This is a genomic window from Flavobacterium sp. XN-5 (genome assembly GCF_008033395.2).
Lineage (GTDB): Bacteria > Bacteroidota > Bacteroidia > Flavobacteriales > Flavobacteriaceae > Flavobacterium > Flavobacterium hiemivividum.
In genome coordinates, this window is the sequence record NZ_VOGZ02000003.1 from 144757 (window position 1) to 167406 (window position 22650).

The 22650-nt window shown below is 34.3% G+C and carries 20 protein-coding genes; 19 read left to right on the forward strand and 1 reads right to left on the reverse strand.

Going from position 1 to position 22650, the window contains the following annotated elements; all coding sequences use genetic code 11:
- Positions 1 to 72 precede the first annotated feature (72 nt).
- The 9 genes from rfbC (at position 73) to istB (ending at position 10212) form a co-directional block, all read left to right on the forward strand.
- A complete protein-coding gene (gene rfbC, locus FQU23_RS07850; RefSeq protein WP_147673377.1) occupies positions 73 to 621 on the forward strand; it encodes a dTDP-4-dehydrorhamnose 3,5-epimerase in 549 nt (182 codons plus the stop codon).
- A gap of 299 nt (positions 622 to 920) precedes the next feature.
- The gene (gene rfbD / locus FQU23_RS07855) at positions 921 to 1778 is read left to right on the forward strand and encodes a dTDP-4-dehydrorhamnose reductase (protein ID WP_147673378.1); all 858 of its coding nucleotides are present in this window, start codon (positions 921 to 923) and stop codon (positions 1776 to 1778) included.
- A gap of 98 nt (positions 1779 to 1876) precedes the next feature.
- Positions 1877 to 2275, forward strand: coding sequence for a GxxExxY protein (locus FQU23_RS07860; RefSeq protein ID WP_147673379.1), 399 nt, complete (start codon positions 1877 to 1879; stop codon positions 2273 to 2275).
- A 39-nt stretch (positions 2276 to 2314) separates the two neighbouring features.
- A complete protein-coding gene (rfbB, locus tag FQU23_RS07865; RefSeq protein WP_147673380.1) occupies positions 2315 to 3361 on the forward strand; it encodes a dTDP-glucose 4,6-dehydratase in 1047 nt (348 codons plus the stop codon).
- 500 nt (positions 3362 to 3861) lie between these two features.
- Complete coding sequence (locus FQU23_RS16385; RefSeq protein ID WP_147673509.1) at positions 3862 to 4032, forward strand: GxxExxY protein; 171 nt, start codon at positions 3862 to 3864, stop codon at positions 4030 to 4032.
- A 31-nt stretch (positions 4033 to 4063) separates the two neighbouring features.
- Positions 4064 to 4933 (forward strand): glucose-1-phosphate thymidylyltransferase RfbA, encoded by an 870-nt coding sequence (gene rfbA, locus FQU23_RS07875; protein WP_147673381.1) that lies wholly within the window; start codon positions 4064 to 4066, stop codon positions 4931 to 4933.
- Positions 4934 to 5378: 445 nt separating this feature from the next.
- On the forward strand, positions 5379 to 7304 hold the full coding sequence (locus FQU23_RS07880; protein WP_410503911.1) for a polysaccharide biosynthesis protein: 1926 nt from the start codon (positions 5379 to 5381) through the stop codon (positions 7302 to 7304).
- A 479-nt stretch (positions 7305 to 7783) separates the two neighbouring features.
- Positions 7784 to 9460: an IS21 family transposase gene (istA, locus tag FQU23_RS07885; RefSeq protein WP_317165189.1), complete on the forward strand. Its 1677-nt coding sequence runs from the start codon at positions 7784 to 7786 to the stop codon at positions 9458 to 9460.
- A gap of 23 nt (positions 9461 to 9483) precedes the next feature.
- Entirely contained in the window at positions 9484 to 10212 is a 729-nt protein-coding gene (istB, locus tag FQU23_RS07890; protein ID WP_091093977.1) for an IS21-like element helper ATPase IstB, read from the forward strand.
- 1025 nt (positions 10213 to 11237) lie between these two features.
- Here istB and FQU23_RS07895 read toward each other — a convergent pair.
- Positions 11238 to 11987, reverse strand: coding sequence for a tyrosine-protein phosphatase (locus FQU23_RS07895; RefSeq protein WP_147673383.1), 750 nt, complete (start codon positions 11985 to 11987; stop codon positions 11238 to 11240).
- A gap of 766 nt (positions 11988 to 12753) precedes the next feature.
- Here FQU23_RS07895 and FQU23_RS07900 point away from each other — a divergent pair.
- The 10 genes from FQU23_RS07900 to FQU23_RS07945 all read left to right on the forward strand — a co-directional run bounded on the left by FQU23_RS07900 (position 12754) and on the right by FQU23_RS07945 (position 22621).
- Positions 12754 to 13623: an ABC transporter permease gene (locus FQU23_RS07900; RefSeq protein WP_147673384.1), complete on the forward strand. Its 870-nt coding sequence runs from the start codon at positions 12754 to 12756 to the stop codon at positions 13621 to 13623.
- A 128-nt stretch (positions 13624 to 13751) separates the two neighbouring features.
- A complete protein-coding gene (locus tag FQU23_RS07905) occupies positions 13752 to 14099 on the forward strand; it encodes a four helix bundle protein (protein ID WP_147673385.1) in 348 nt (115 codons plus the stop codon).
- A gap of 398 nt (positions 14100 to 14497) precedes the next feature.
- A complete protein-coding gene (locus FQU23_RS07910) occupies positions 14498 to 15772 on the forward strand; it encodes a polysaccharide ABC transporter ATP-binding protein (RefSeq protein ID WP_147673386.1) in 1275 nt (424 codons plus the stop codon).
- A 21-nt stretch (positions 15773 to 15793) separates the two neighbouring features.
- A complete protein-coding gene (locus FQU23_RS07915) occupies positions 15794 to 16540 on the forward strand; it encodes a class I SAM-dependent methyltransferase (protein WP_147673387.1) in 747 nt (248 codons plus the stop codon).
- 82 nt (positions 16541 to 16622) lie between these two features.
- Positions 16623 to 17846 (forward strand): glycosyltransferase family 4 protein, encoded by a 1224-nt coding sequence (locus FQU23_RS07920; RefSeq protein WP_147673388.1) that lies wholly within the window; start codon positions 16623 to 16625, stop codon positions 17844 to 17846.
- Positions 17843 to 18919, forward strand: a complete 1077-nt coding sequence (locus tag FQU23_RS07925; RefSeq protein WP_147673389.1) for a DegT/DnrJ/EryC1/StrS family aminotransferase — start codon at positions 17843 to 17845, stop codon at positions 18917 to 18919. Before FQU23_RS07920 ends, FQU23_RS07925 begins: the two co-directional genes overlap by 4 nt.
- Positions 18913 to 19560 (forward strand): acetyltransferase, encoded by a 648-nt coding sequence (locus FQU23_RS07930; protein ID WP_147673390.1) that lies wholly within the window; start codon positions 18913 to 18915, stop codon positions 19558 to 19560. Before FQU23_RS07925 ends, FQU23_RS07930 begins: the two co-directional genes overlap by 7 nt.
- A 1-nt stretch (position 19561) precedes the next feature.
- Positions 19562 to 20437, forward strand: coding sequence for a glycosyltransferase family 2 protein (locus FQU23_RS07935; protein WP_147673391.1), 876 nt, complete (start codon positions 19562 to 19564; stop codon positions 20435 to 20437).
- 41 nt (positions 20438 to 20478) lie between these two features.
- Positions 20479 to 21768, forward strand: a complete 1290-nt coding sequence (locus FQU23_RS07940; RefSeq protein WP_147673392.1) for a glycosyltransferase — start codon at positions 20479 to 20481, stop codon at positions 21766 to 21768.
- A 7-nt stretch (positions 21769 to 21775) separates the two neighbouring features.
- A complete protein-coding gene (locus tag FQU23_RS07945; RefSeq protein ID WP_147673393.1) occupies positions 21776 to 22621 on the forward strand; it encodes a glycosyltransferase family 2 protein in 846 nt (281 codons plus the stop codon).
- Positions 22622 to 22650: the final 29 nt, after the last annotated feature.

The following is a 22650-nucleotide window of genomic DNA, read 5'->3' on the forward strand; positions in this document are numbered from 1 at the left end:
TTTTTACTATACAAAAAATACTAGCATTGAGGTTTTTAATAATTATATCCAAGGGGTTAATTTGTATTTAATATGAAGATTGAAAAAACATTTATAAAAGATTTAGTAATCATACAACCCGCCGTATTTGAGGATTCGCGCGGGTATTTTTTTGAAGCCTATAGTAAGACTAAGTTTGAAGATTTAGGGATTGCTATTGATTTTGTGCAGGACAATCAGTCTTTTTCTAAAAAAGGTACTTTGAGAGGCTTGCATTATCAAAATCCTCCTTATGCCCAAACTAAGTTGGTTCGTGTACTGGAAGGGGAGATAATTGATGTTGCTGTAGATTTGCGAAAAGATTCGCCAACTTATGGTAAGGCATTTAGTATCTTATTATCTGCTGAGAATAAGAAACAATTGTTGGTTCCCCAGGGTTTTGCCCATGGATTTTCGGTAATCAGTGAGACAGCTGTGGTGCTGTATAAGTGTGATCAGTTTTATCATAAAGAAAGTGAGGGCGGGATTCGTTTTGACGATCCAAGCTTAAATATTGATTGGGGAATTGATGTAGCGGATGCGATTGTATCGGAGAAGGATTTGGTTTTGCCTTTTATTGAGGATTGTAATAGTGGGTTTTAGTTTTAGGTTATGAGTTGTGAGTCGTGAGTGGTGAATGGAGAGAAATTCTTTTTCTTTTTCTTTTTCTTTTGCCTTGATGCAAAAGAAACAAAAGATCAAGCCTGAAAATTAAAAACTTAAAAACTACCTCAAAACTATGTTCCGCAGCCCGAGCCGTTCGCCTTTCAGGCTCATCTCGCGGACTGCTGCCACGTCGTTTTATCGTTGTTTTTCTACGTTTTTAATTTAAGGGCGAGGAGAGGAGTTGTAAATAGTGCGTTGTGTGTTATGGGTTGGAAATGGAAAAGAGTAAAAATTAAATGAAAAAAATAGTAGTTACAGGTGCCAAAGGGCAGTTGGGGTCAGAGTTGCAAGTTTTGGCAGTGAATTATCCGCAATTTGAATGGGTTTTTACTGATAGAGAAGAACTGGATTTATGTGATTTGGCTGGTTTGGAGGCGCAATTGGACGCTATTCATCCCCAAGTCATCATCAACTGTGCGGCGCATACGGCTGTGGATCGGGCGGAGACTGAGGTGGAATTGTCGGATGTGTTGAATCATCAGGCGGTTGCGGTATTGGCGAAATGGAGTGCAGCTCATGGGGCTAAATTGATCCATGTTTCGACTGATTATGTTTTTGACGGCAGTTCTTCGACTCCTTTGACGGAAGCGGCGCCGACGAAGCCGATTAATGTGTATGGGGTCACTAAACTGGCCGGCGAAAAGGCTTGTATGGAGCAAAATCCGGATTCGGTTATTATCCGAACTTCCTGGGTGTATTCGCGTTTTGGGAATAATTTTGTCAAAACGATGTCGCGACTGATGCAGGAAAGAGAGAGTCTGAATGTGGTGAACGACCAGATCGGGAGTCCGACTTATGCTGCTGATTTGGCCCAGGCGATTCTAACGATCCTGACTCATGCGCAGTGGCAGGCCGGGATGTATCATTTTTCGAATGAAGGGGAGATCAGTTGGTATGAGTTTGCCCTGGCGATACAGGAAATTGGCGGTTTTGATTGTGAAATCAGTGGGATTCCATCAGAGGCTTATCCTACGCCGGCGAAGCGTCCGCAGTATTCTTTGTTGGATAAAACGAAGATTAAAACTACTTTTGGAGTGGTCGTGCCGGGTTATGAGGAGAGTTTGAGGAAGTGTATGGGGGTGTTGCGAATTTAAAAACGAATTGAAACGAATTGACACGAATTTTTAAAGCGAATTGAAGCGAATTGAAACGAATTGAAACGAATTGAAACGAATTAAAACGAATTATGCGAATGGATGCTACCGATAAAATACTTTACAAAGAAGAAAGCTTTAAAATTATTGGGGCATGTATGAAAGTGCATCGTTCATTAGGAGCTGGATTTCTGGAAGCGGTTTATGAGGAAGCGTTGGAGAAAGAATTTCAAGTTCAAGAAATCCCTTTTAAAAAGCAAGTGAAGTTGGAATTATATTATGATAATCAGAAATTAAATAAACACTATAGAGCCGACTTTATTTGTTATGATTCTATTATTTTGGAAATAAAAGCAGTACAGCAAATACCCATAGCATTTTATGCACAGTTGAAAAATTATCTACGATGTACGAAAATGGAGTTAGGTATGTTAATTAATTTTGGTATGACTTCATTAACTTATAAAAGAATAATTAATTTAAAAAATTCGGATTAATTCGTGTCAATTCGCATTAATTCGTAAAATTAGAAATAAATGAAAAAAATATTAATTACCGGTGGTGCCGGTTTTATTGGGTCGCATGTGGTGCGGCTTTTTGTGAAAAAATATCCGCAGTATCAGATTTTTAATTTGGATGCGCTGACTTATGCGGGGAATCTAGAGAATATTGCCGATATCGAAAAGGAGTCCAATTATACTTTTATCAAAGGGGATATTGTGGATGCTCCGTTTATTGACGCTTTGTTTGCCGAACATCAGTTTGAGGGGGTTTTGCATTTGGCTGCGGAGTCACATGTAGATCGCTCGATAACGGATCCGTTATCTTTTGTGAAAACAAATGTGATAGGAACCATGAATTTGTTGAATGCGGCAAAAACGATTTGGAAAGATAATATGGAAGGAAAGCGTTTCTATCATATTAGTACTGATGAGGTTTATGGGAGTTTAGGCGCTGAAGGTTTGTTTACTGAGACTACGGCTTACGATCCAAATTCACCTTATTCAGCTTCCAAAGCGAGTTCAGATCATTTTGTACGTGCTTACGGTGAGACTTATGGTTTGCCGTATGTATTGACGAACTGCTCTAATAACTACGGGCCGTATCATTTTCCTGAAAAATTGATTCCGTTGTTTATTAATAATATCATTCAAAACAAACCTTTACCGGTATATGGCGATGGGAAATATACCCGTGATTGGCTGTTTGTAGAAGATCATGCAGTTGCGATTGATTTGGTTTTTCATGAGGGTGTTAATCATGATACTTATAATATTGGAGGGTTTAATGAATGGCAGAATATTGATTTGGTGAAATTGCTTTGTAAAATCATGGATGAGAAGCTAGGTCGTGAAGCAGGTACTTCAGAGCAGTTGATTTCGTATGTTAAAGACCGTCCAGGTCATGATTTGCGCTATGCGATTGATGCTAATAAAATAAATACGGAGTTGGGTTGGAAGCCTTCGGTTACTTTTGAGGAAGGTTTGGAGAGAACTGTAAATTGGTATTTGGAGAATCAGAGTTGGTTGGATCATATTACTTCGGGGGAATATGCGAGTTATTATAAGAAACAATATAATTAATAGTGTTCAGGAAATAGTGTCCAGGGATTGAGTAGTTGTGAGTGCCGATAGTTATCGGGATTAGTGATCAGTTTTGATAGTGATCAGTCGCAGATGGTGATTTTTGAAGGAATAAAATGGTTGTGGTTGCTTAGGTGAGTAGTTTTTTCGAATCATATTTTTACTTTTTTGCTTGATCAAAAAAGTAACAAAAAAATCAAGCCTGAAAATTAAAAATTTAAAAACTACCTCAAAACGACGTTCCGCGCCCCGAGCCGTTCGCCAAAAGGCTCAACTCGCGGACTGCTGCCACTTCGTTTTTTCGGTGTTTTTCTACGTTTTTAATTTAAGGGCGGGGTTAGGAGTGCTGAGATTTGCGTTATCGGTTTCCGTCACTTCGAGTGATTTTATAAAATAGCGAGAGCGTTTTTATAAAATTGTATCGAGAAGTATGAGGTAAAGTGATCCTTTGAAAAAATAAAAAAGCAATTGATTAAAACGAGCCTAAAAGCTTATTTTGTATTGTCTGGTATGATGCTATTATTTTGGAAATAAAAGCAGTATCACAAATACCTACTGTGTTTCAAGCGCAGTTACAAAACTATCTACGATGTACCAATATGGAATTAGGAATCCTAATTAACTTTGGTACATCGTCATTAATTTATAAAAGAATCATTAATTTGAAATAATTCGATTTAATTCGAATAATTCGTGAAAACTATGAAAGGAATTATATTAGCAGGAGGTTCTGGGACTCGTTTACATCCGTTAACATTAGCGATGAGTAAACAAATGATGCCGGTTTATGATAAGCCGATGATTTATTATCCATTGTCTACATTGATGATGGCGGGAATAAATGAAATTTTAATTATTTCGACACCACATGATTTGCCAAATTTCAAAAAACTATTAGGTGATGGTTCGGCTATTGGTTGTCAATTTAGTTATGCAGAGCAGGCGATTCCTAATGGATTAGCGCAGGCTTTTGTTATTGGGGAAGAATTTATAGGGGATGATAGTGTGGCTTTGGTGCTGGGAGATAATATTTTCTTTGGTTCGAATATGGATGAATTATTGCAATCCAATAAGAATCCTGAGGGAGGAGTTGTTTTTGCCTATCATGTTTCGGACCCGGAACGATATGGTGTGGTTGAATTTGATAAAGATTTAAAAGCACTTTCGATAGAAGAAAAGCCATTGCAGCCAAAATCAAATTATGCAGTACCTGGATTGTATTTTTATGATAATTCTGTGGTGGAAATAGCAAAGAATATAAAGCCAAGTGCTCGAGGTGAATATGAAATCACTGATGTGAATAAAGTATATTTAGAAAAAGGAGCTTTGAAAGTTGGTATTTTAAGTAGGGGAACTGCTTGGTTAGATACGGGAACTTTTAATAGTTTGATGCAAGCAGGACAATTTGTTCAGGTTATCGAGGAACGCCAAGGGTTAAAGGTGGGATGTATCGAGGAGATTGCCTGGAGACAAGGTTTTATAACAGAACAACAGTTAAGAGATCTGGCTGAACCTTTGAAGAAATCGGGATATGGTGAATATCTTTTGGGATTGGTGAAGCATGCTTTATAGTGTGTTGTAAGTAATCAGTGGTCAGTGGTTAGTGAGCAGTATTCAGTGTTCAGTGATCTGTATGGGGTATCGGTGGTGAGTGGTCAGTTATCAGTTATGGGTTATCGGTTGTGAGTATTCAGTGTTCAGTGATCAGTTATGGGGTTATCGGTGGTGAGTGATCGGTGTTCAGTAATTAGGGACGTGCAATCAGTAATCAGTTTTCAGTTATGGGTTATCTGTGATGAGTGATCGGTTATCAGTTCTCAGGAATCTACTCTCAATGTAGATGAATTAGTGAAAGAAGATATAGTTATTAATATAAATGATTTATTCAACAAATAAATTATAATAATATAATTTCATTATAATTAGTAGTATTTTTGATCTGTTTAAAAATAATAATAAAATATCATATAGTTTGAGAAATAATAGAGAAACTGACAGCAGCTCTGTAGACGGAGAAATTTTTTCTAGGAGTAATCTTAGGTTTAATATTCATAGTCTAGGTTATTTACCGAGATGGATTATAGTCATGATGGACTGTGCCGTTTTAGTACTTTCCTTTTTCTTTAGTTATCTATTGTTTAGAGGTACAGGAGTACACTATATCTTGACACCGCATAGCGTATTGTTTGTTGGCTCGCTGTTTGTGGTCAATCTATTCTTTTTTTGGTTGTTTCGAACGTACTCTGGAATTATCAGACACTCTTCCTATATCGACGCCGTTAAGCTCCTATTTTCGCAAATGTCAGTCTTAACTGTGTTTTTACTGTTTAATTTTATTTTCGAAGTTTTCTATGGCTCTAAGGTATTTTTAAATACTGCACTTTTTATTAATATGGTGTTTTCCTTTTGTGGATTATTTTTATATCGGGTAATTGTAAAGCAAACATTCGAATATTATTTTTCTGAAAAAAGCAATATAACGTTACCCAGAACAATTATTTATGGTACTGATGCTAATGCGATATCAGTAGCTAATGCTTTAAAGATGGAAACTCCTGCTCGTTTTAAAATTGTAGCTTTTGTTGACAGAAATGCCCAAAATTCATCTAAACGCATGCTGGATTTACCTATTCTAGTTTTAAAGAAAAAATTACCCACTTTAATGCGTTCTGTAGGTGCTGAGGGAGTTATTATCGCTGATAAAAGTCTATCAAAAGAAGAGCGTTTAATCATTGTTGATCAGTGCTTAGAGTATAATTATAAGGTGTATATCGTGCCATTAATTACAGACTGGGAAAATCAAAAAGAGATTTCTCAAAAGGTAAAAACGATACAAATTGAGGAGCTATTAGAAAGAAAACCGATCGTCTTGGATAACAAGTCCATTTCGAAACAAATAAAAGACAATACTATTTTAATTACAGGTGCTGCAGGTTCGATAGGTAGCGAAATTGTACGTCAGGTATTACTTTTTAATCCTAAAAAGATTATTATCCTGGATCAGGCTGAAACTCCATTGCATCATTTGAACTTAGAGACTGAAGCGATGACCACGAATACAAAAATCAGAATTGTCGTAGCAGATATTAGGAATAAAGAGGCTATGGATAAGGTTTTTAAGTTGTTTAAACCGCAGGTCGTTTTTCATGCGGCGGCATACAAGCATGTTCCATTAATGGAAAAAAATCCTTCTCAAGCTATTCTCACTAATATTGGCGGAACCAAGAACCTTGCTGATCTGGCCTGTTTGTACAAGGTTAAGAAGTTTGTTATGGTATCTACGGACAAGGCAGTAAATCCTAGTAATGTTATGGGAGCTAGTAAGCGTATTTCGGAGAAATATGTACAGTCCTTGCAATTAAAAATTCAGAAAACAGGAGAGAAAAATACAACTAAATTTATTACTACCCGTTTTGGTAATGTTTTAGGGTCGAATGGGTCGGTGGTGCCATTATTCACCAAGCAAATTGCTGAAGGTGGACCAATCACCATTACGCACCCCGATATTATTCGGTATTTTATGACCATTCCCGAAGCCTGTCAGTTGGTTCTAGAGGCCGGAGCGATGGGTAAAGGAGGGGAGATTTATATATTTGATATGGGAAAACCGGTTAAGATTATTGATTTGGCCAGAAAGATGATCAAGTTGGCAGGATTTGTACCAGAGAAAGATATTAAAATACAAATTGTAGGATTGAGACCTGGTGAGAAGTTGTATGAGGAATTGCTTAATGACACTTCAAAGACAATAGCTACCTATCATGAAAAAATAATGATTGCCGAAGAAATTCAAGACGAATTTGAGAGCTTGCATACCAACATTGAAGAGTTAATCGACGGAGCACATTATTTGGGCAACGATGAAATTGTGATGAAAATGAAGGAAATTGTTCCGGAGTTTATAAGTATGAATTCTAGTTATGAAGTTTTGGATGTGAAGTAAGTTTTTTTATTAATAGTTTATTAAAAGTTCATAGGGATTCTTTCTCTGTGGACTTTTTTGTTTTCGGTTATGTGTTATCAATTATCAGTTGTCTGTTTTCGGTTTTCTGTTGTTTGGATGTGCAAGGCATTGTGTAATAAATGATAATGATTTTGGATTTTTGCTTGATCAGCTCGCGGACTGCTGCTACCCGACTGCCACTGGCAGTCCTCCTTTTAATTTCAAATGTTGTTTTCGGATGCTTTTTCTTTAAGAGCGGGGTTAGGAGTGGTATGAAGAGTGTTTATGTTATTATTATTATTATTATTATTTCTGAAGAACAATCTTTTCTTTTAGCTCACTATACTTTTGGATATCTCGGTTCGATTTGTGCCACTGATTTCGGTTAGACCATGCCACCCATTTCGGTCAATTTGTGCCACTATTTCGGTTCGATTTGTGCCACTTGACTAAAAAGTCACAGTATTCCGGTTCGATTTGTGCCACTATTTTGGTTCAATTTGTGTCACTTGACTAATAAATCATGGTATTCCGGTTCGATTTGTGCCACTTTGAAAGATCAAAATCAGCTACTATCTTGTTGTTATCTAAAACAATACGATATGGCTAATAAACTTGATCCTATGGACTTAAAACAAATCATTACTTTACATTTGGACGGTTATAGCAATCGAAAAATAGGAAGTACATTAGGTATTTCTCGCAATACTGTAAATACCTATATGCAGCTATTTGAAGGCTGTAAATACTCTTTACAACAATTACTCTCGTTCGATGTCGAACAACTATCAGAGCTCTTTTCTAGTTTTACAACTGTTGACACGCAGCGGCATAACGATTTAATGCTTTATTTCGAGACGGTTAATAAAGCTCGTAACCATCCTGGATTTACTTTTCTATATCATTATACACAATATGCTCAAACTATGGCTAATCCTTACAGCTACACACAGTTTATGGAGCATTATAACCGAAAATATAAAGAGGTAAAAGGTTCTATGAAGTTAGAGCATGAGCCAGGCAAAGAGATGTACATTGATTTTGCTGGTAAAAAACTCTCTTATGTTAATCAAAACACAGGGGAAATTATACCCGTAGAAGTCTTTGTAGCTATACTTCCCAATAGCCAATATACCTATGTGCAAGCCTGCCAGAGTCAGAAGAAAGAAGATCTTATAATATGCTGTGTTAATGCACTAAACTTTTATGGAGGTGTTCCTTTGGCAATAGTCTCAGACAACTTAAAATCAGCTGTATCTCGTGCAAGTAAGTATGAATCACAAATAAACAGAAGCTTTAAAGACTTTGCTAGCCATTATAATTGCATAGTTAATCCAACTCGTACTTATGCTCCCCAAGACAAAGCCTTAGTGGAAAACGCTGTACACCTTGTCTATCAAAGAATTTACTATCCCATTAGAGAGATAACTTTCTTTTCTTTGGAAGAACTCAATGCAGAGCTAAGACGTATGTTGACCACTTATAACCAATTGCTTTTTCAGCGTAAAGAAGCAAGTCGTGTAGAGCTCTTTCAATCTGTGGAAAGACAATACTTAAAAGCATTACCCGGCAGTACTTATCAAATAAAAGATTATAAAAGAGCGAAGGTACAGAAAATAGGATATGTATATTTTTCGCCTGATAAGAGCTATTATAGTGTTCCTTATCGCTATATAGGCCATCATACAATGATTCACTACACAAATACTTCCGTAGAAGTTTACTATAATCATTTACGTATTGCCACACATAAGCGAAATCCAAAAAAAGGGAATTACAATACAATTAAGGAGCACCTATCTAGTACGCATCAAAGCTATACCAGTTGGAGTCCTGAGTATTTTAAAAATCAAGCAGCTCCACACGGTGCTCATTTAGTGAAATGCGTAGAGAAGATTCTGTGTAATGTAGATTATCCTGAGATTGGATACAAAAGGGTTATTGGCTTAATACAACTACATAAGAGTTATGGATCACAAAGACTTGATAAAGCTTGTGAGATTGCCTTGAATGCTAATATTGCGGCCTATACCCATATCAAAAACATCCTGCGTCACAATATGGATCTCAAAGAAACTCTGCTCCAAGAACTGGACGCTAATACTAATCATATACCAGTACATCAAAACATCAGAGGAGCCTCTGCGTACCAATAAATAGTAATCTTAAATATAATAATATGGATAATAATCAAACTATCGAAAAGCTAAAAGCAATGAGGCTTAACGACATGGCACAGCTTCATCACAGTCACATTAAAAACAATACAATGATGTCATTTACCATTGACGAGTACATTGGTTTACTAACAGATCATGAGTATGAGAATAGGCAAAACCGCAAAATCGAAAGACTAATTAAGCAGGCTCAGTTTAGACAAAGTGCAAGCATGCCAGATATAAATTATACTCAAAATAGAGACCTTGATAAGAATATGTTCACTCGCCTAGGAACATTGGATTTTATTCTCAAAAAACAGAATGTAATCTTAACTGGATCTTGCGGAGTTGGAAAGAGTTATCTTGCTCAGGCTCTAGGACATCAAGCATGTTTAATGGATTATAAAGTCTTGTATTATAACACCGCTAATCTTTTTAATTTATTAAAAATAAGCAAATTAGACGGGACCTACCTAAGAGAAATTAAAAAGATACTAAAGTCAGATCTACTTATTTTAGATGACTTTGGTCTACAACCATTTGATAATCAGTCTAGGGAAGCTTTATTAGATATTGTTGATCAAAGACACAATCAAGGATCAATAATACTATCTTCTCAAATACCGGTATCTGCATACCATGACATAATTGGGAACTGTACTATTGCCGATGCAGTGCTAGATAGGATTGTAAATTCCTCTCATAGAATAGAACTAACAGGTGAGTCTATGAGAAAAGCAAATTTTTAAACTGAACAAACTTTTTGTATTATTGTAATATCTTTCAAAGTGGCACCATTTCAACCGAAATGGGTGGCACGGTCCGACCGAAATACCCACCTTTTATTGTTAGTGGTGTTTGCTTCGCCTGTTCGCTTTGCTCGGGCGTCTGAATCTTCGATTTGTCTTGATCAACACTTCGTCTTCGCTCAGGGTGACGGTAACAAAAAGATCAAGCCTGAAAATTTAAAACTGTTTTGGATATTTACCTGACTGCCACTGGCAGTCCTCCTTTTAATTTCAAATGTTTTTCTACGTTTTTAATTTAAGGGCGGGATTACGTTTTGCTATATAATTAGTTGTCTCTGCATAATGGGTGGTTATGCTTTTGTCGTATCGTGACCTTAGCAATTTATTGTTCCTTCTCGTCTCGGGGGTAATCCCGCTGGCCAATGTTGAAATGCTTATCGTGATTATGGAGATAAAATAGTTGGAGGAGTACAGGGTCATTGCGAGGGACGAAGCAATCTCATTAATATTAGGATCTTCTTTTGCAGGTGATTTGAAGTTGTTATGTACAATTTCTCATGGTCTCTAATTCTAATTTTTACTTTTTTATCTCACTTAACTTTTATTTTAAGCGGTGTTCGATGAATCTTCGATTTGTCTTGATCAACACTTCGTCTTCGCTCAGTGTGACGGTAACAAAAAAATCACTGCCTCACGATTTTTGTCTCAAAATCATCGAACAAATTTTCCCTATCGTGACCCCAGCCGCTTGTCGTTCCTCCTCGACTCGGGGGTCACTCCCGCCGGCCAACGCTAAAATTCTTATCGTGATTTAGAGGTAAAAATAGTAGGGCGGGATCCGAATTGTTAGCGATGAAGAGTTTTTTGTTAATAAACATCAGTTATCAGTTATCAGTTATCAGTTATCGGTTTTCCGCTATCAGAATTCTGTATTCTAGGCTGTTTGCTCCAACTTTTAAACTATAATATACAAGGTCTATTCTCTATTTTCTATTCTCTATCCTCTTACTTCCAACTTCCAAGCTCTACTCTTTAACTTCTCCCTTAAAAAATTGATTATTCGTTATCGCTTCTTTTAAAGCAGTCAAATCTTTCAGTTTTACTTTTTGATCAAAGGCAGCGATATGTTTGTCATGATGCACATCAGAGCCTACATAAGTGTACAGTCCTTTTTGCAGTAGCTGTTCCGCTATTTTTGTTATTTCTGGTCCGTAATATCCAACTACAGCAAGAAGATTAAGTTGGAATAAACAACCTGCTTTTTTGAGTTTTATATACTCGTTAAAGTTGTTGTGATAAAACAAATAACGCTCCGGATGCGCCAAAACCGGAATGTAACCTGCTACTTGCAAGTCAAAAAGAATGGAATACAATTGTATGGGCGCATTGATATATGACATTTCGACCAAAACGTAATTATCTTTCAAGGTCAATAGATCGTGGGATTGAAAAAGACGCACAAATTGATCGTCCATCAAATACTCGGCGGCGGCCTTAAAAGGAAGTTTTATATTGTTTTTGTGAAGTTCTAGTACGGTTTCATTTTTATTGGTAATAATTCCTTCATGGGTATTCTCCCAAACATGCTGGATGATATGTGGTGTTGTGATAATTTCAGTCACTCCAAAGCTCTGAAGTGCTTGGGTGAGTCGGAGGCTGTCTTGAACTGTTCGAGCACCATCATCTATACCCGGCAAAAGGTGCGAGTGGATATCGATATGATTGTCTGGAATCAAATCTTTAAGTAGAGGTTTTGATTTGAAGAATGTAAGCATAGTGCAAATGTAGAAAAAAGTATTTAGTAATCAGTTATCGGTTGTGAATGGTGAGTGGTGAATGGTGAGTGGTGAGGAGTGAGAGGTGCGTGCTGAAATTTTCGTTTTACCCCGTCCCTAAAGGGAGTCGAAAATTTAGAGCGTTATTTTTAGTAAAGTTGTTGGTTTGTAAATCGGATTTCATGTTTCTTTTTGCTCCCTTTAGGGTTAGGGGCAAACAAAAAAGAAACTTCCTGAATTTTTATTTTGTGATGTTTAAGAATAGTGAAAATAGTAGGAAGATTTTCGTTTTACCCCAGCCCTAAAGAGAGTCGAAAACTGGAAGCTTTTGACTTGAATAACATTTTAATAAACTCAGCTTTTTTATACTATCAGTTGTTGATTTTTTGATAGAAACGCAGGAAAGGATTGCTGAATCAAGATGAAAACAGACAAATAATCTTCTGCTGGAAAAATGTTTTCGTTTAGTTGTTTATTATTGCGATTATTTATAAAGGAATAGTATATTCGTACTAGAAAATACTCTTACTACTAAAAGGATATTGACTTCCTACTGTTAGTTAGAGTAGCGAAGCTATGCCAGAAGTCTCCTTTATTACATTGATTTTGCCAGGGTAAAGTGATTAATTAGCATATGCTATTTGGAAATAAATAGGATGTAATGCTGCTTTGAAGGAAATATCGAGTACGTATTATTTATATTTATTTTGTGACCCGATTGCGCTTAATTAGATAAAAAACCAAAATTACGATTTAGCACCAAATCATGAACCAGCAAGAAAATAATACCACAGATTGGCTGTTTGAGATAAAACCAAAAGATCAATTTTTTAGTCTGAACTTAAAGGAGGTTTGGCAATACCGCGATTTGTTGCTGCTTTTTGTTCGCCGTGATGTCGTTACGGTTTATAAGCAAACTGTTTTAGGACCACTTTGGTATTTGATTCAGCCTCTTTTTACCTCGATTACATTTACAATCATTTTTAATAATTTAGCAGGAATTAGTACAGGCGCCGTGCCTCCATTTTTGTTCAATTTGGCAGGAATTACGGTTTGGAATTACTTTACGGCTTGTCTTACTGGAACGTCGAATACTTTTGGTGCCAATGCAGGGATTTTTGGGAAAGTATATTTTCCACGAATTATTGTTCCTATGTCCATTGTAATTTCGAACTTATTGAAATTTGGAATCCAATTTTGCATTTTCATTGCGTTCTATTTATACTATTATTTCCAAGGAGCTGCCATTAGTTTAAACGGACTTGCTGTTTTATTTCCGTTCTTAATTGTAGTAATGGGAATTTTGGGTTTGGGATTAGGAATGTTTATATCTTCTTTGGTCACTAAATACAGAGATTTTAGCTACTTAATTGGTTTTGGAGTACAATTGCTTATGTATGTTTCGGCGGTAGTGTATCCAATGGCATTGGTGAAGGAGAAAATGCCTGAATATGTATGGTTGGTTCAATACAATCCATTGGCTTATATTATCGAAACTACCCGTTATATGTTGTTGAATGTAGGGCATATTTCCTTTTGGGGATTAGGTTATACGTTTGCGGTAACTGTAATGGTGTTTTTGGTGGGGGTTTTGATTTTTAATAAGACGGAGAAGAGTTTTATAGATACGGTTTAGTGAATAGTGAATAGTGAAGGGTGAGAAGTGAGAAGTGAGGAGTGAGAAGTGAGAAGAGTGAGAAGTGAAGAGTGAGAAGTAGAAAGTGTGTTTCTATTCACCACTAACGATTCACTAAAAAAAAAGATATGGATCATAAAGATTTAGACGTTTGGAAGAAGAGTATGGATTTGGTAGTTAAAGTCTATCAGATTACACAGCTATTTCCGGATACCGAGAAGTATGGTTTAACGAGTCAAATGCGAAGAGCTGCGGTTTCAATTCCGTCTAACATTGCTGAGGGAGCAGCACGTAAAGGAGATAAAGAATTGCTTCAATTTCTGTATGTTTCCATAGGTTCTCTTTCAGAACTAGAAACGCAATATTTAATAGCGTTGCGATTAGGATTTATTACAAAAGATGATCTTCTTGAATTTCAAATGATCGAAGTTAAAAAGCTTTTGATTGGATTTAAGAATTATATCAGTAAAAAGTGAGTGGTGAGGAGTGAGAAGTGAATAGTGAATAGTGAATAGTGAATAGTGAATAGTGAAAAGTGAAAAGTGAATAGTGAAAAGTGAAAAGTGAGAAGTGAAAAGTGAATAGTGTCGAAAAAACGCTCACTTAAAACACTCATTACTCACTAAAATCTATTCACGATTCACTAAAGACGATTCACTAAAGACGATTCACTAAAAACCATTCACTAAAATAAAAACCGCTCACTAAAATCTATTCACTTAAATGAAAGACATCATACTAAAAGCCGAAAACATCTCTAAGCAATACCGCCTCGCTCACTTAAAACACTCATTACTCACTAAAATCTATTCACGATTCACTAAAGACTATTCACTAAAAACCATTCACTACTCACTATAATCTATTCACTTAAATGAAAGACATCATACTAAAAGCCGAAAATATTTCTAAACAATACCGCCTCGGGCAGGTAGGGACGGGGACGCTAAGTCATGACCTGAATCGCTGGTGGCATCAGGTTCGTGGCAAGGAAAATCCCTATTTAAAGATAGGCGATACCAATGACCGTTCTACCAAGGGTGAAAGCGATTATGTTTGGGCGTTGCAGGACATCAACTTTGAAGTGGAACGGGGAGAGGTTCTAGGTATTATTGGGAAGAATGGCGCAGGAAAATCGACTTTGTTAAAAATTTTGTCTCGTGTTACGGCACCCACTACCGGAACCATTAAGTTTGGAGGTCGTGTGGCTTCGTTACTCGAAGTAGGTACTGGTTTTAATGGCGAAATGACGGGTAGAGAAAACATATATTTGAATGGGGCCATCCTAGGAATGACTAAAAAAGAAATTGCCTCGAAGATTGACGAAATTATAGATTTTTCTGGCTGTGAGCGTTATATAGACACTCCCGTAAAACGGTATAGTTCTGGAATGACGGTGCGCTTGGCTTTTGCCGTTGCCGCTTTTTTAGAGCCAGAAATTTTGATTATCGATGAGGTGTTGGCAGTGGGTGATGCAGAGTTTCAAAAGAAAGCGATTGGGAAGATGCAAGATATTTCACGTAGTGGTGGCAGGACGGTGTTGTTTGTGAGTCATAATATGGCGGCGGTACAGAGTTTGTGTACGAGGGGAATTGTTTTAGAAAATGGAAGGATAGTTTTTGATGGTGTAATAGAAGAAGCAATTAATAGATATATGTTGTTGGATGAAACGGATGAGTCATATCCAAAGACTTTTGATAAGGATTCTTCTGTTTTTGGTAATTCAATAGTTAGATTAAATTCGGTAGACATAATCTCGACACTAAAGGAAAATTTTTTTACAATAAAAGAAAAATTAAACATTAGAATTGATTTTTCTACTTTTAAAGATATTGAAAATTTTAATCTCGCTATTAATTTTAAGTCTTTTACAGACGATGTAATAATCTTTAGTCAAATAACTCCTGTAAAGTTTTCGGAAAAGGGTGGATATGTTTCAGAATTAGTTATCCCTGAAAATTTTTTAAATAGTAAAATGTATACGATTGATCTTCATTTTGTTTGTAATAACACTTCACTCTTAACTATTAATAATGTGGTTAATTTTGAAATGGTTGATTTTAGGGATGGAATTAATTACTATGGTGTTTGGGCTGGATATGTTCGACCCAACTTAAAGTTTGATTTTGATAGGAAACTTAACAACTAATATTTATATAATTAATAAAAAATGATGAATAATATTTTTAATTTTTTCAATTACAAGTCTGTTGAAAATGTTCTAAGTGATGCTATAAAAAAGAATCATTCTATAATTCCAACTGATGATGGGGGAGGATGTAGTCATCAAAAAGCATTATTAATGAGTGTATTAATTGCTAAATTTAAAATAAAAAGAACTGCTGATATAGGTGTTTATAGAGGCCGTTCTCTTTTTCCACAAGTAATTGCACATAAGCTGTATTCTAAAGGCATTGCATTTGGTATTGATCCTTACAGTAAGGATGCTGCTATTCAATTTGATAAACCAGAATTACAGCATATTCTTGACGAATTTATATTAAATACTGATTTCAATGAGTTATATGAGCGAGTTTCTGAGATAATCGAAAGTAATAAATATCAAGAACATTGTATGATAGTGAGAAAGAAATCAACTGACGCTGTTTCAGAATTTATTAATAAAAAGATTAAGTTTGGGTTGATTCATATTGATGGAAATCATGATGCTAAGTTTGTAATGGAGGACGTACACAATTATTTACCCTTATTAGAAGATAAGTCTTTTATTGTTTTAGATGACGTTTCTTGGAATTCTGTTAAACCTGCATATTCTTTATTGAAAAATGAAATGATATTAATTGATGAGTTTATATATGAGAATAATGATTTTGCGCTTTTTGGAAAAGGATTTTCAGTCACTCAAGTAAATAATCTTAAAAAGCTTTTTAAAAAAATAAAATCTTTAAAAGTATAATAAATGTTTGATTAGTAATGAAATTGTTTTTTTGAAAAAAAAGTACATTTAAAAATGTTGAAATATTTATAAAGAAGATTGAATGGGTGTATTGTATAAAATAAAAAGGAAAATATGGAAATTTTTTTTTGAGAAAAAGAATATATTATTTTATCCATATAAAGGAATCAGTAAAGTAGATTTATTAATTTATGATGATGTTTTTCCTCATCCAATTTCTGGTTTTAGATTAGAGGAGTTTAGCGTATTATTAAAACGATTTAAGAAATCTAAAATATTAATGACTCCCGATTCATACCCCGCACTAAAAACTCCAAAAACCGAACATCAAAATCATATCAATGAACTTATCGTTTTGTTTCCTTTTTTAAAAAAGAAAATGAAATTTAGAAAGAGTTACATAAACATAAATGCTAAACTGTTTTATTGTGTATTTATACAAAATATCTTTCCCAATTTATGGTGGTTAGAAAAATATAAAATTCCTTTTGCTTTTACTCTTTATCCTGGTGGGGGGTTTCAGATAGACGATTTAACTAGTGATATGAAATTAAAAGAAGTGTTTTCTTCTACTCAATTTAGAAAAGTTATTGTAACACAACTTTATACCAAAGAGTATTTGATAAATAATAATTTTTGTCCGAATGATAAGATAGAATATGTTTTTGGATGTGTAGTTCCTCAAAATTCGAAAGTGAATAGTAATAAAGAAAAAAATCTTTTTTTAAAAGGGAAGGATACACTAGATATATGCTTTTGTGCTGCTAAATATATGGATAAAGGATTAGATAAAGGTTACGATCTATTTATTGAAGCGGCAATTTCGATTGCTAATAAATATGATTTTGTAAGATTTCATGTAATAGGAGGATTTGATAAATCCGAAATAGATGTTACAGTATTAAAAGATAAAATAACTTTTTATGGATATCAGAATTTTCAAAATTTGGCAGTTATATTTAAAAACACTGATATTATAGTTTCTCCTAATAGACCCTTCTGTCTTGGAAAAGGTTTTGATGGTTTTCCTTTGGGGACAGTAATTGAAGCTGCTTTTAATGGCGCGGTAGCATTAGTTACCGACAAGCTCAATCAAAATTCTTTTTTTGTTAACAATGAAGAAATTGTTATAATAGAAAGTACCGCAGAATCAATTGTAAAAGAAATTGAAAAATTGATAGATAACCCAGAAAAACTATATTTCTTATCAAGAAAAGGTAGAGAAAAATTTATAGAGATATATTCTAATGATTTTCAAATGAAACCCAGAATTGAATTATTGGATAAAATAATTAATACTAAATGATAACTGTAACAAAAACTTTTTTCCCACCCTTAAAAGAATACAATAGTCAACTGCAACGCATTTGGGACAATCAATGGCTTACTAATAGAGGTGAATTAGTTGTGGAACTGGAAGGAAAACTCAAAAAGCATTTATCTGTTTCAAATATTGTTGTAACTACAAATGGGACAATTCCGCTACAAATTGCCTTGAAATTGTTGGGAGGACAAGGTGAAATTATAACCACGCCCTTTTCTTACGTAGCCACAACGGCTGCCATAGTTTGGGAACATTGCACGCCTATTTTTGTGGACATTCATCCAGAGTATTTAACCATAGATGAAACCAAAATCGAAGCGGCAATAACGAATAAAACAACAGCCATTTTAGTTACCCATGTTTTTGGAAATCCCTGTAATACAGAAGTGATTGAAGGGATTGCCAAAAAACACAACCTAAAAGTGATTTATGATGCAGCACATTGTTTTGGCGTGAGATACAAAGACAAATCCCTTTTTGAATATGGAGATGTAAGTACTTGCAGTTTTCACGCTACCAAGTTGTTTCATACAGGAGAAGGCGGCGCAATGTTTGCCAATGATAATGAATTACAACATCAAATGTTTTACAGTCATAATTTTGGACACAACGGTCCGTTAGCTTTTCACGGATTGGGTATTAACGGAAAAATGTCTGAATTGCAAGCGGCTATGGGATTAGCAGTGTTGCCGTATATGGAATTTATTTTGGGCGAAAGAAAAAAAGCAGTCGATTATTATAATAAGTATCTTGATTTGTCGAGGCTTCAAACCCTAAAAATAAGAGAAAATACTAGTTGGAATTATAGTTACTATCCCCTTATTTTTGAGAGCGAAGACCAACTTTTAAAAGTGGAAGAGCGTTTGAAAGCCAGTGAAATTGTACCTAGAAGGTATTTTTATCCTGCATTAAACACTATTGAATATAGCAAAGGTCAACTTATGCCCATTGCGGAAAGTATTGCCAGTAGAATTTTGTGTTTGCCTTTATACGTTGGTATCTTAGAGGAAGATTTGAATCGTATTATCAATATAATAAATGCAAATGTATGTTAATAGTTGGAGCCAAAGGATTTGCAAAAGAAGTTTTAGAAGTCGTACATCAATTAAACGAATTAGAAAATTTAGTTTTTTATGATGATGTAAGTGAAGATGTTCCAGAGAGATTATTTGAAAAATTCCCTGTTCTTAGATGTCTGGAACAAGTGGATGATTATTTTAAAACAGTAGATAATCGTTTTACTATAGGGATTGGAAACCCAGTTTTAAGAAAAAAAATGTATGATAAGTTTGCTGCTTTAGGTGGAGTATTTATATCAACAATTAGTCCTTTGGCAATTATAGGAAGTTATGGGGTTCATGTTGGTTTTGGAAATACTATTCTTCCGGGTGCTATCCTTTCAAACAGTACCGAATTAGGAAAAGGTTGTATTATTTATTATAATTCGGTAATTACACATGATTGCAAAATTGGTGATTTTGTAGAGATTTCTCCAAGTGCAACTATATTAGGTAGATGTTTAATTGGATCCTATTCACAAATTGGGGCAAATAGTACTATATTACCAGGTGTTACAATTGGAAAGAATGTTATTATTGGAGCAGGGTCTGTGGTTACAAAAGATGTTTCAGATAATTGTTTGGTTGTGGGTATACCAGCAATAATTAAAAAAGAATTAACCTCATTAGAATTTTAGCATGAGTAGTAATTTGCTAGTTAGTGTTTGTATGATAACCTATGGTCATGAAAAATACATTCGTGAAGCTATTGAAGGAGTTTTGATGCAAGAATGTGATTTTGAGATAGAACTTATTTTATCAAACGATTGTTCACCAGATCAAACAGATGATATCATTCACGATATTTTAGCAAATCATCCGAAAGCTTCATGGATTAAATATTATAATCATGATAGAAACATAGGCATGATGCCTAATTTTGTTTTTGCATTACAACAATGCCAATGTGAATATATTGCTCTATGTGAAGGCGATGATTATTGGACAGATCCCTTAAAATTGCAAAAACAAGTTGATATTTTAGAAGCAAATCCTAATTTAGTAGGTTGTTTTCATAATTCAGAAGAAAGATATTGGAATGATTATTCAAAAGCATCTAGTTTGTTTGTTTCTTTTCCTTCGGCTCGGGAGATTACTATTAAAGACCTCACTCAATACAATATGATTCCTACAGCATCTATTGTTTTTAAAAGTCCTCTTCCTTCTGAATTGATTACAAAAGAATTCGCTACTTTACCAATGGGAGATTGGCCATTACATTTGTTAAATACAAGAAAAGGGAATTACTTCTATTTACCACAAGTAATGAGTGTTCGAAATCTTAATCCCAATAGCGTTTGGGGAATGCGAGAGCAAAAAATAAATGTAGCCCATATGATTTGTGCCTATAAGATGCTTATTGATTCGTGTTGGTTAAAACAAGAAGTAGTAGATTTGTTGAATATTGGATGTAAAAATCTAGAAAACAACTTATTACCTCGAAAAGACAGTGAATATTTAAGTCTAAAAAAAAGAATGATTAATAAGATAATTAGTGTTTTGAAAAAAATATAATAATTAGAGTTTTTGTTAATGAAGTTAAAAGTAATTTTTAAATGAAAATCCTAATAGTAAATACCTACGACAAAGGTGGAGCTGCCAGCTCCTGTAAGCGCTTACACTATGGATTGATTTCTGAAGGAGTATCTTCAAATGTGTTACTTAGATTCAAGCAAAACAATTGGTCAAATTCTTTTTCTTTTAAGCAGCCACAAAAAACAGTTACTTGGTTTAAAAAAGTTGAGAATAAAGTAAAAAGGATATTGAAAGAGTTGAATCTTTATAATTCAATAGACGTTTCAAAAAAAGAGCAGCAATTGTTTTTAAGTCAGAGAAACAAGGGGTTAGAAATGTTTAGTTTTCCTAATTCGGATTTTGATATTAGTCAATCAGAAATATATACGGAAGCGGATATTATTAATTTACATTGGGTAGCTAATTTTGTAGATTACAAATCTTTTTTCGAAACAAATAAAAAACCAGTAGTTTGGACATTACACGATATGAATCCTTTTACTGGAGGAGAGCATTACGAAGAAACATATTTAGGTATTGATGAATTTGGGTTTCCAATTATTAGAAAAGTTTCGGAAGAAGAAATAAGAGTTGTAAAAGAAAATATTGATATAAAAAAGCAAGCATTGTTAAATGTTACTAATCTAACTATTGTCGCGCCTTCCGGCTGGCTGTCAGAAGAAGCAAGGAAAAGTGAAGTGTTTAAAGGTAAGCCTGTTCTTTGTATACCTTATGGTTTAGATTCCGAAATATTTACACCAAGAGATAGAAATTATTCAAGAAAGTTATTAAATATTCCTGAAGAAAAGAGAGTATTGCTGTTTGTGGCTGATTCTATCAGTAATAGTAGAAAGGGATTTGTTTTGTTGAAAAAAGCATTTGAGCAATTTGCAGATACAAATCTAGTTTTATGCGCAATTGGAAAAAAAAATAGTGATTATGAGTCTAATAATAATATAATTGAGCTAGGTCCTATTTACGACGAAAGATTGATGAGTATTGCCTATTCAGCTGCCGATGTATTTGTTATACCTTCTTTAATGGATAATTTGCCCAATACTGTTTTAGAATCCTTAATGTGTGGCACGCCAGTTATTGGTTTTCCTGTGGGGGGGATTTCTGACATGATTCAAGATGGCGAAAATGGTTTTTTGACAGATGAAATAAGTGTTAATTCACTTGTTGCAACAATTAATAAATTTTTAGATAATTCAAATTGTTTTGATGAAGTTGAAATAAGGAATAACGCAATGAAAAAATATGATCAATCGGTACAATCAAAAAAATATATTGATTTGTTTGAAACTATTTTGAATACGAATGTGAAATAAAATTTAAATGTATAATACTAAACTATCTATAATAACCATCAACTTCAACAACCTCGAAGGCTTGAAAAAAACCCTGACAAGTGTTGTGAATCAAACATGGCAAGAGTTCGAGTATATCATCATTGATGGAGGTTCTACAGATGGCAGTGTGGCTTATGTCGAAAGTAAAAGTAAACAGATAGATTATTGGGTTAGTGAACCAGACAAAGGAATTTACAATGCTATGAACAAAGGAATAGCTAAAGCTTCTGGGGAGTATTTACTTTTTTTAAATAGTGGAGATCATTTGTATGATTTAGAAGTTTTAGAAAAAAATATTGAGTTTATTAATGAATATGATTTAGTGAGTTTTGATTTACAAATCGCGAATAATAAAACGTCTCAAATATTTCGTTTCCCAGAAGAAATTAGGTTTGTGGATATGTATGATGGCTCTTTTTGTTCAGTACTCCATCCAGCAACATTTATAAAAAAAGAATTATTTAATAAAGTTGGTTTATATGATGAAAAATATAAAATCGTATCAGATTGGAAGTTTTTTATTTTGGCATTATTTAAATACAATTGTAGTTATAAAAAAATAAACGCTACATTATCTTGTTTTTATTTAGGGGGAATTAGTTCTGGATTTGAGAATCGAATTGAAAGAGATCAAGTGCTGAATGCAAATTTCAAATCATTTGTCTATGATTATGAAGAATTGATTAAAAAAAGAAATATTTTAAATTCTAATAGATTTAGGATGCTTATTGAAATCGAAAAAACAATATTTGGGAGGAAATTAGTGTCATTATTTTTTAGAAGTTATATTATTGTATTTTTAAAAAATAAATTAAATACAATTATTAAATAGATTTCAATTTAAAAAAACATTAAAGTAGT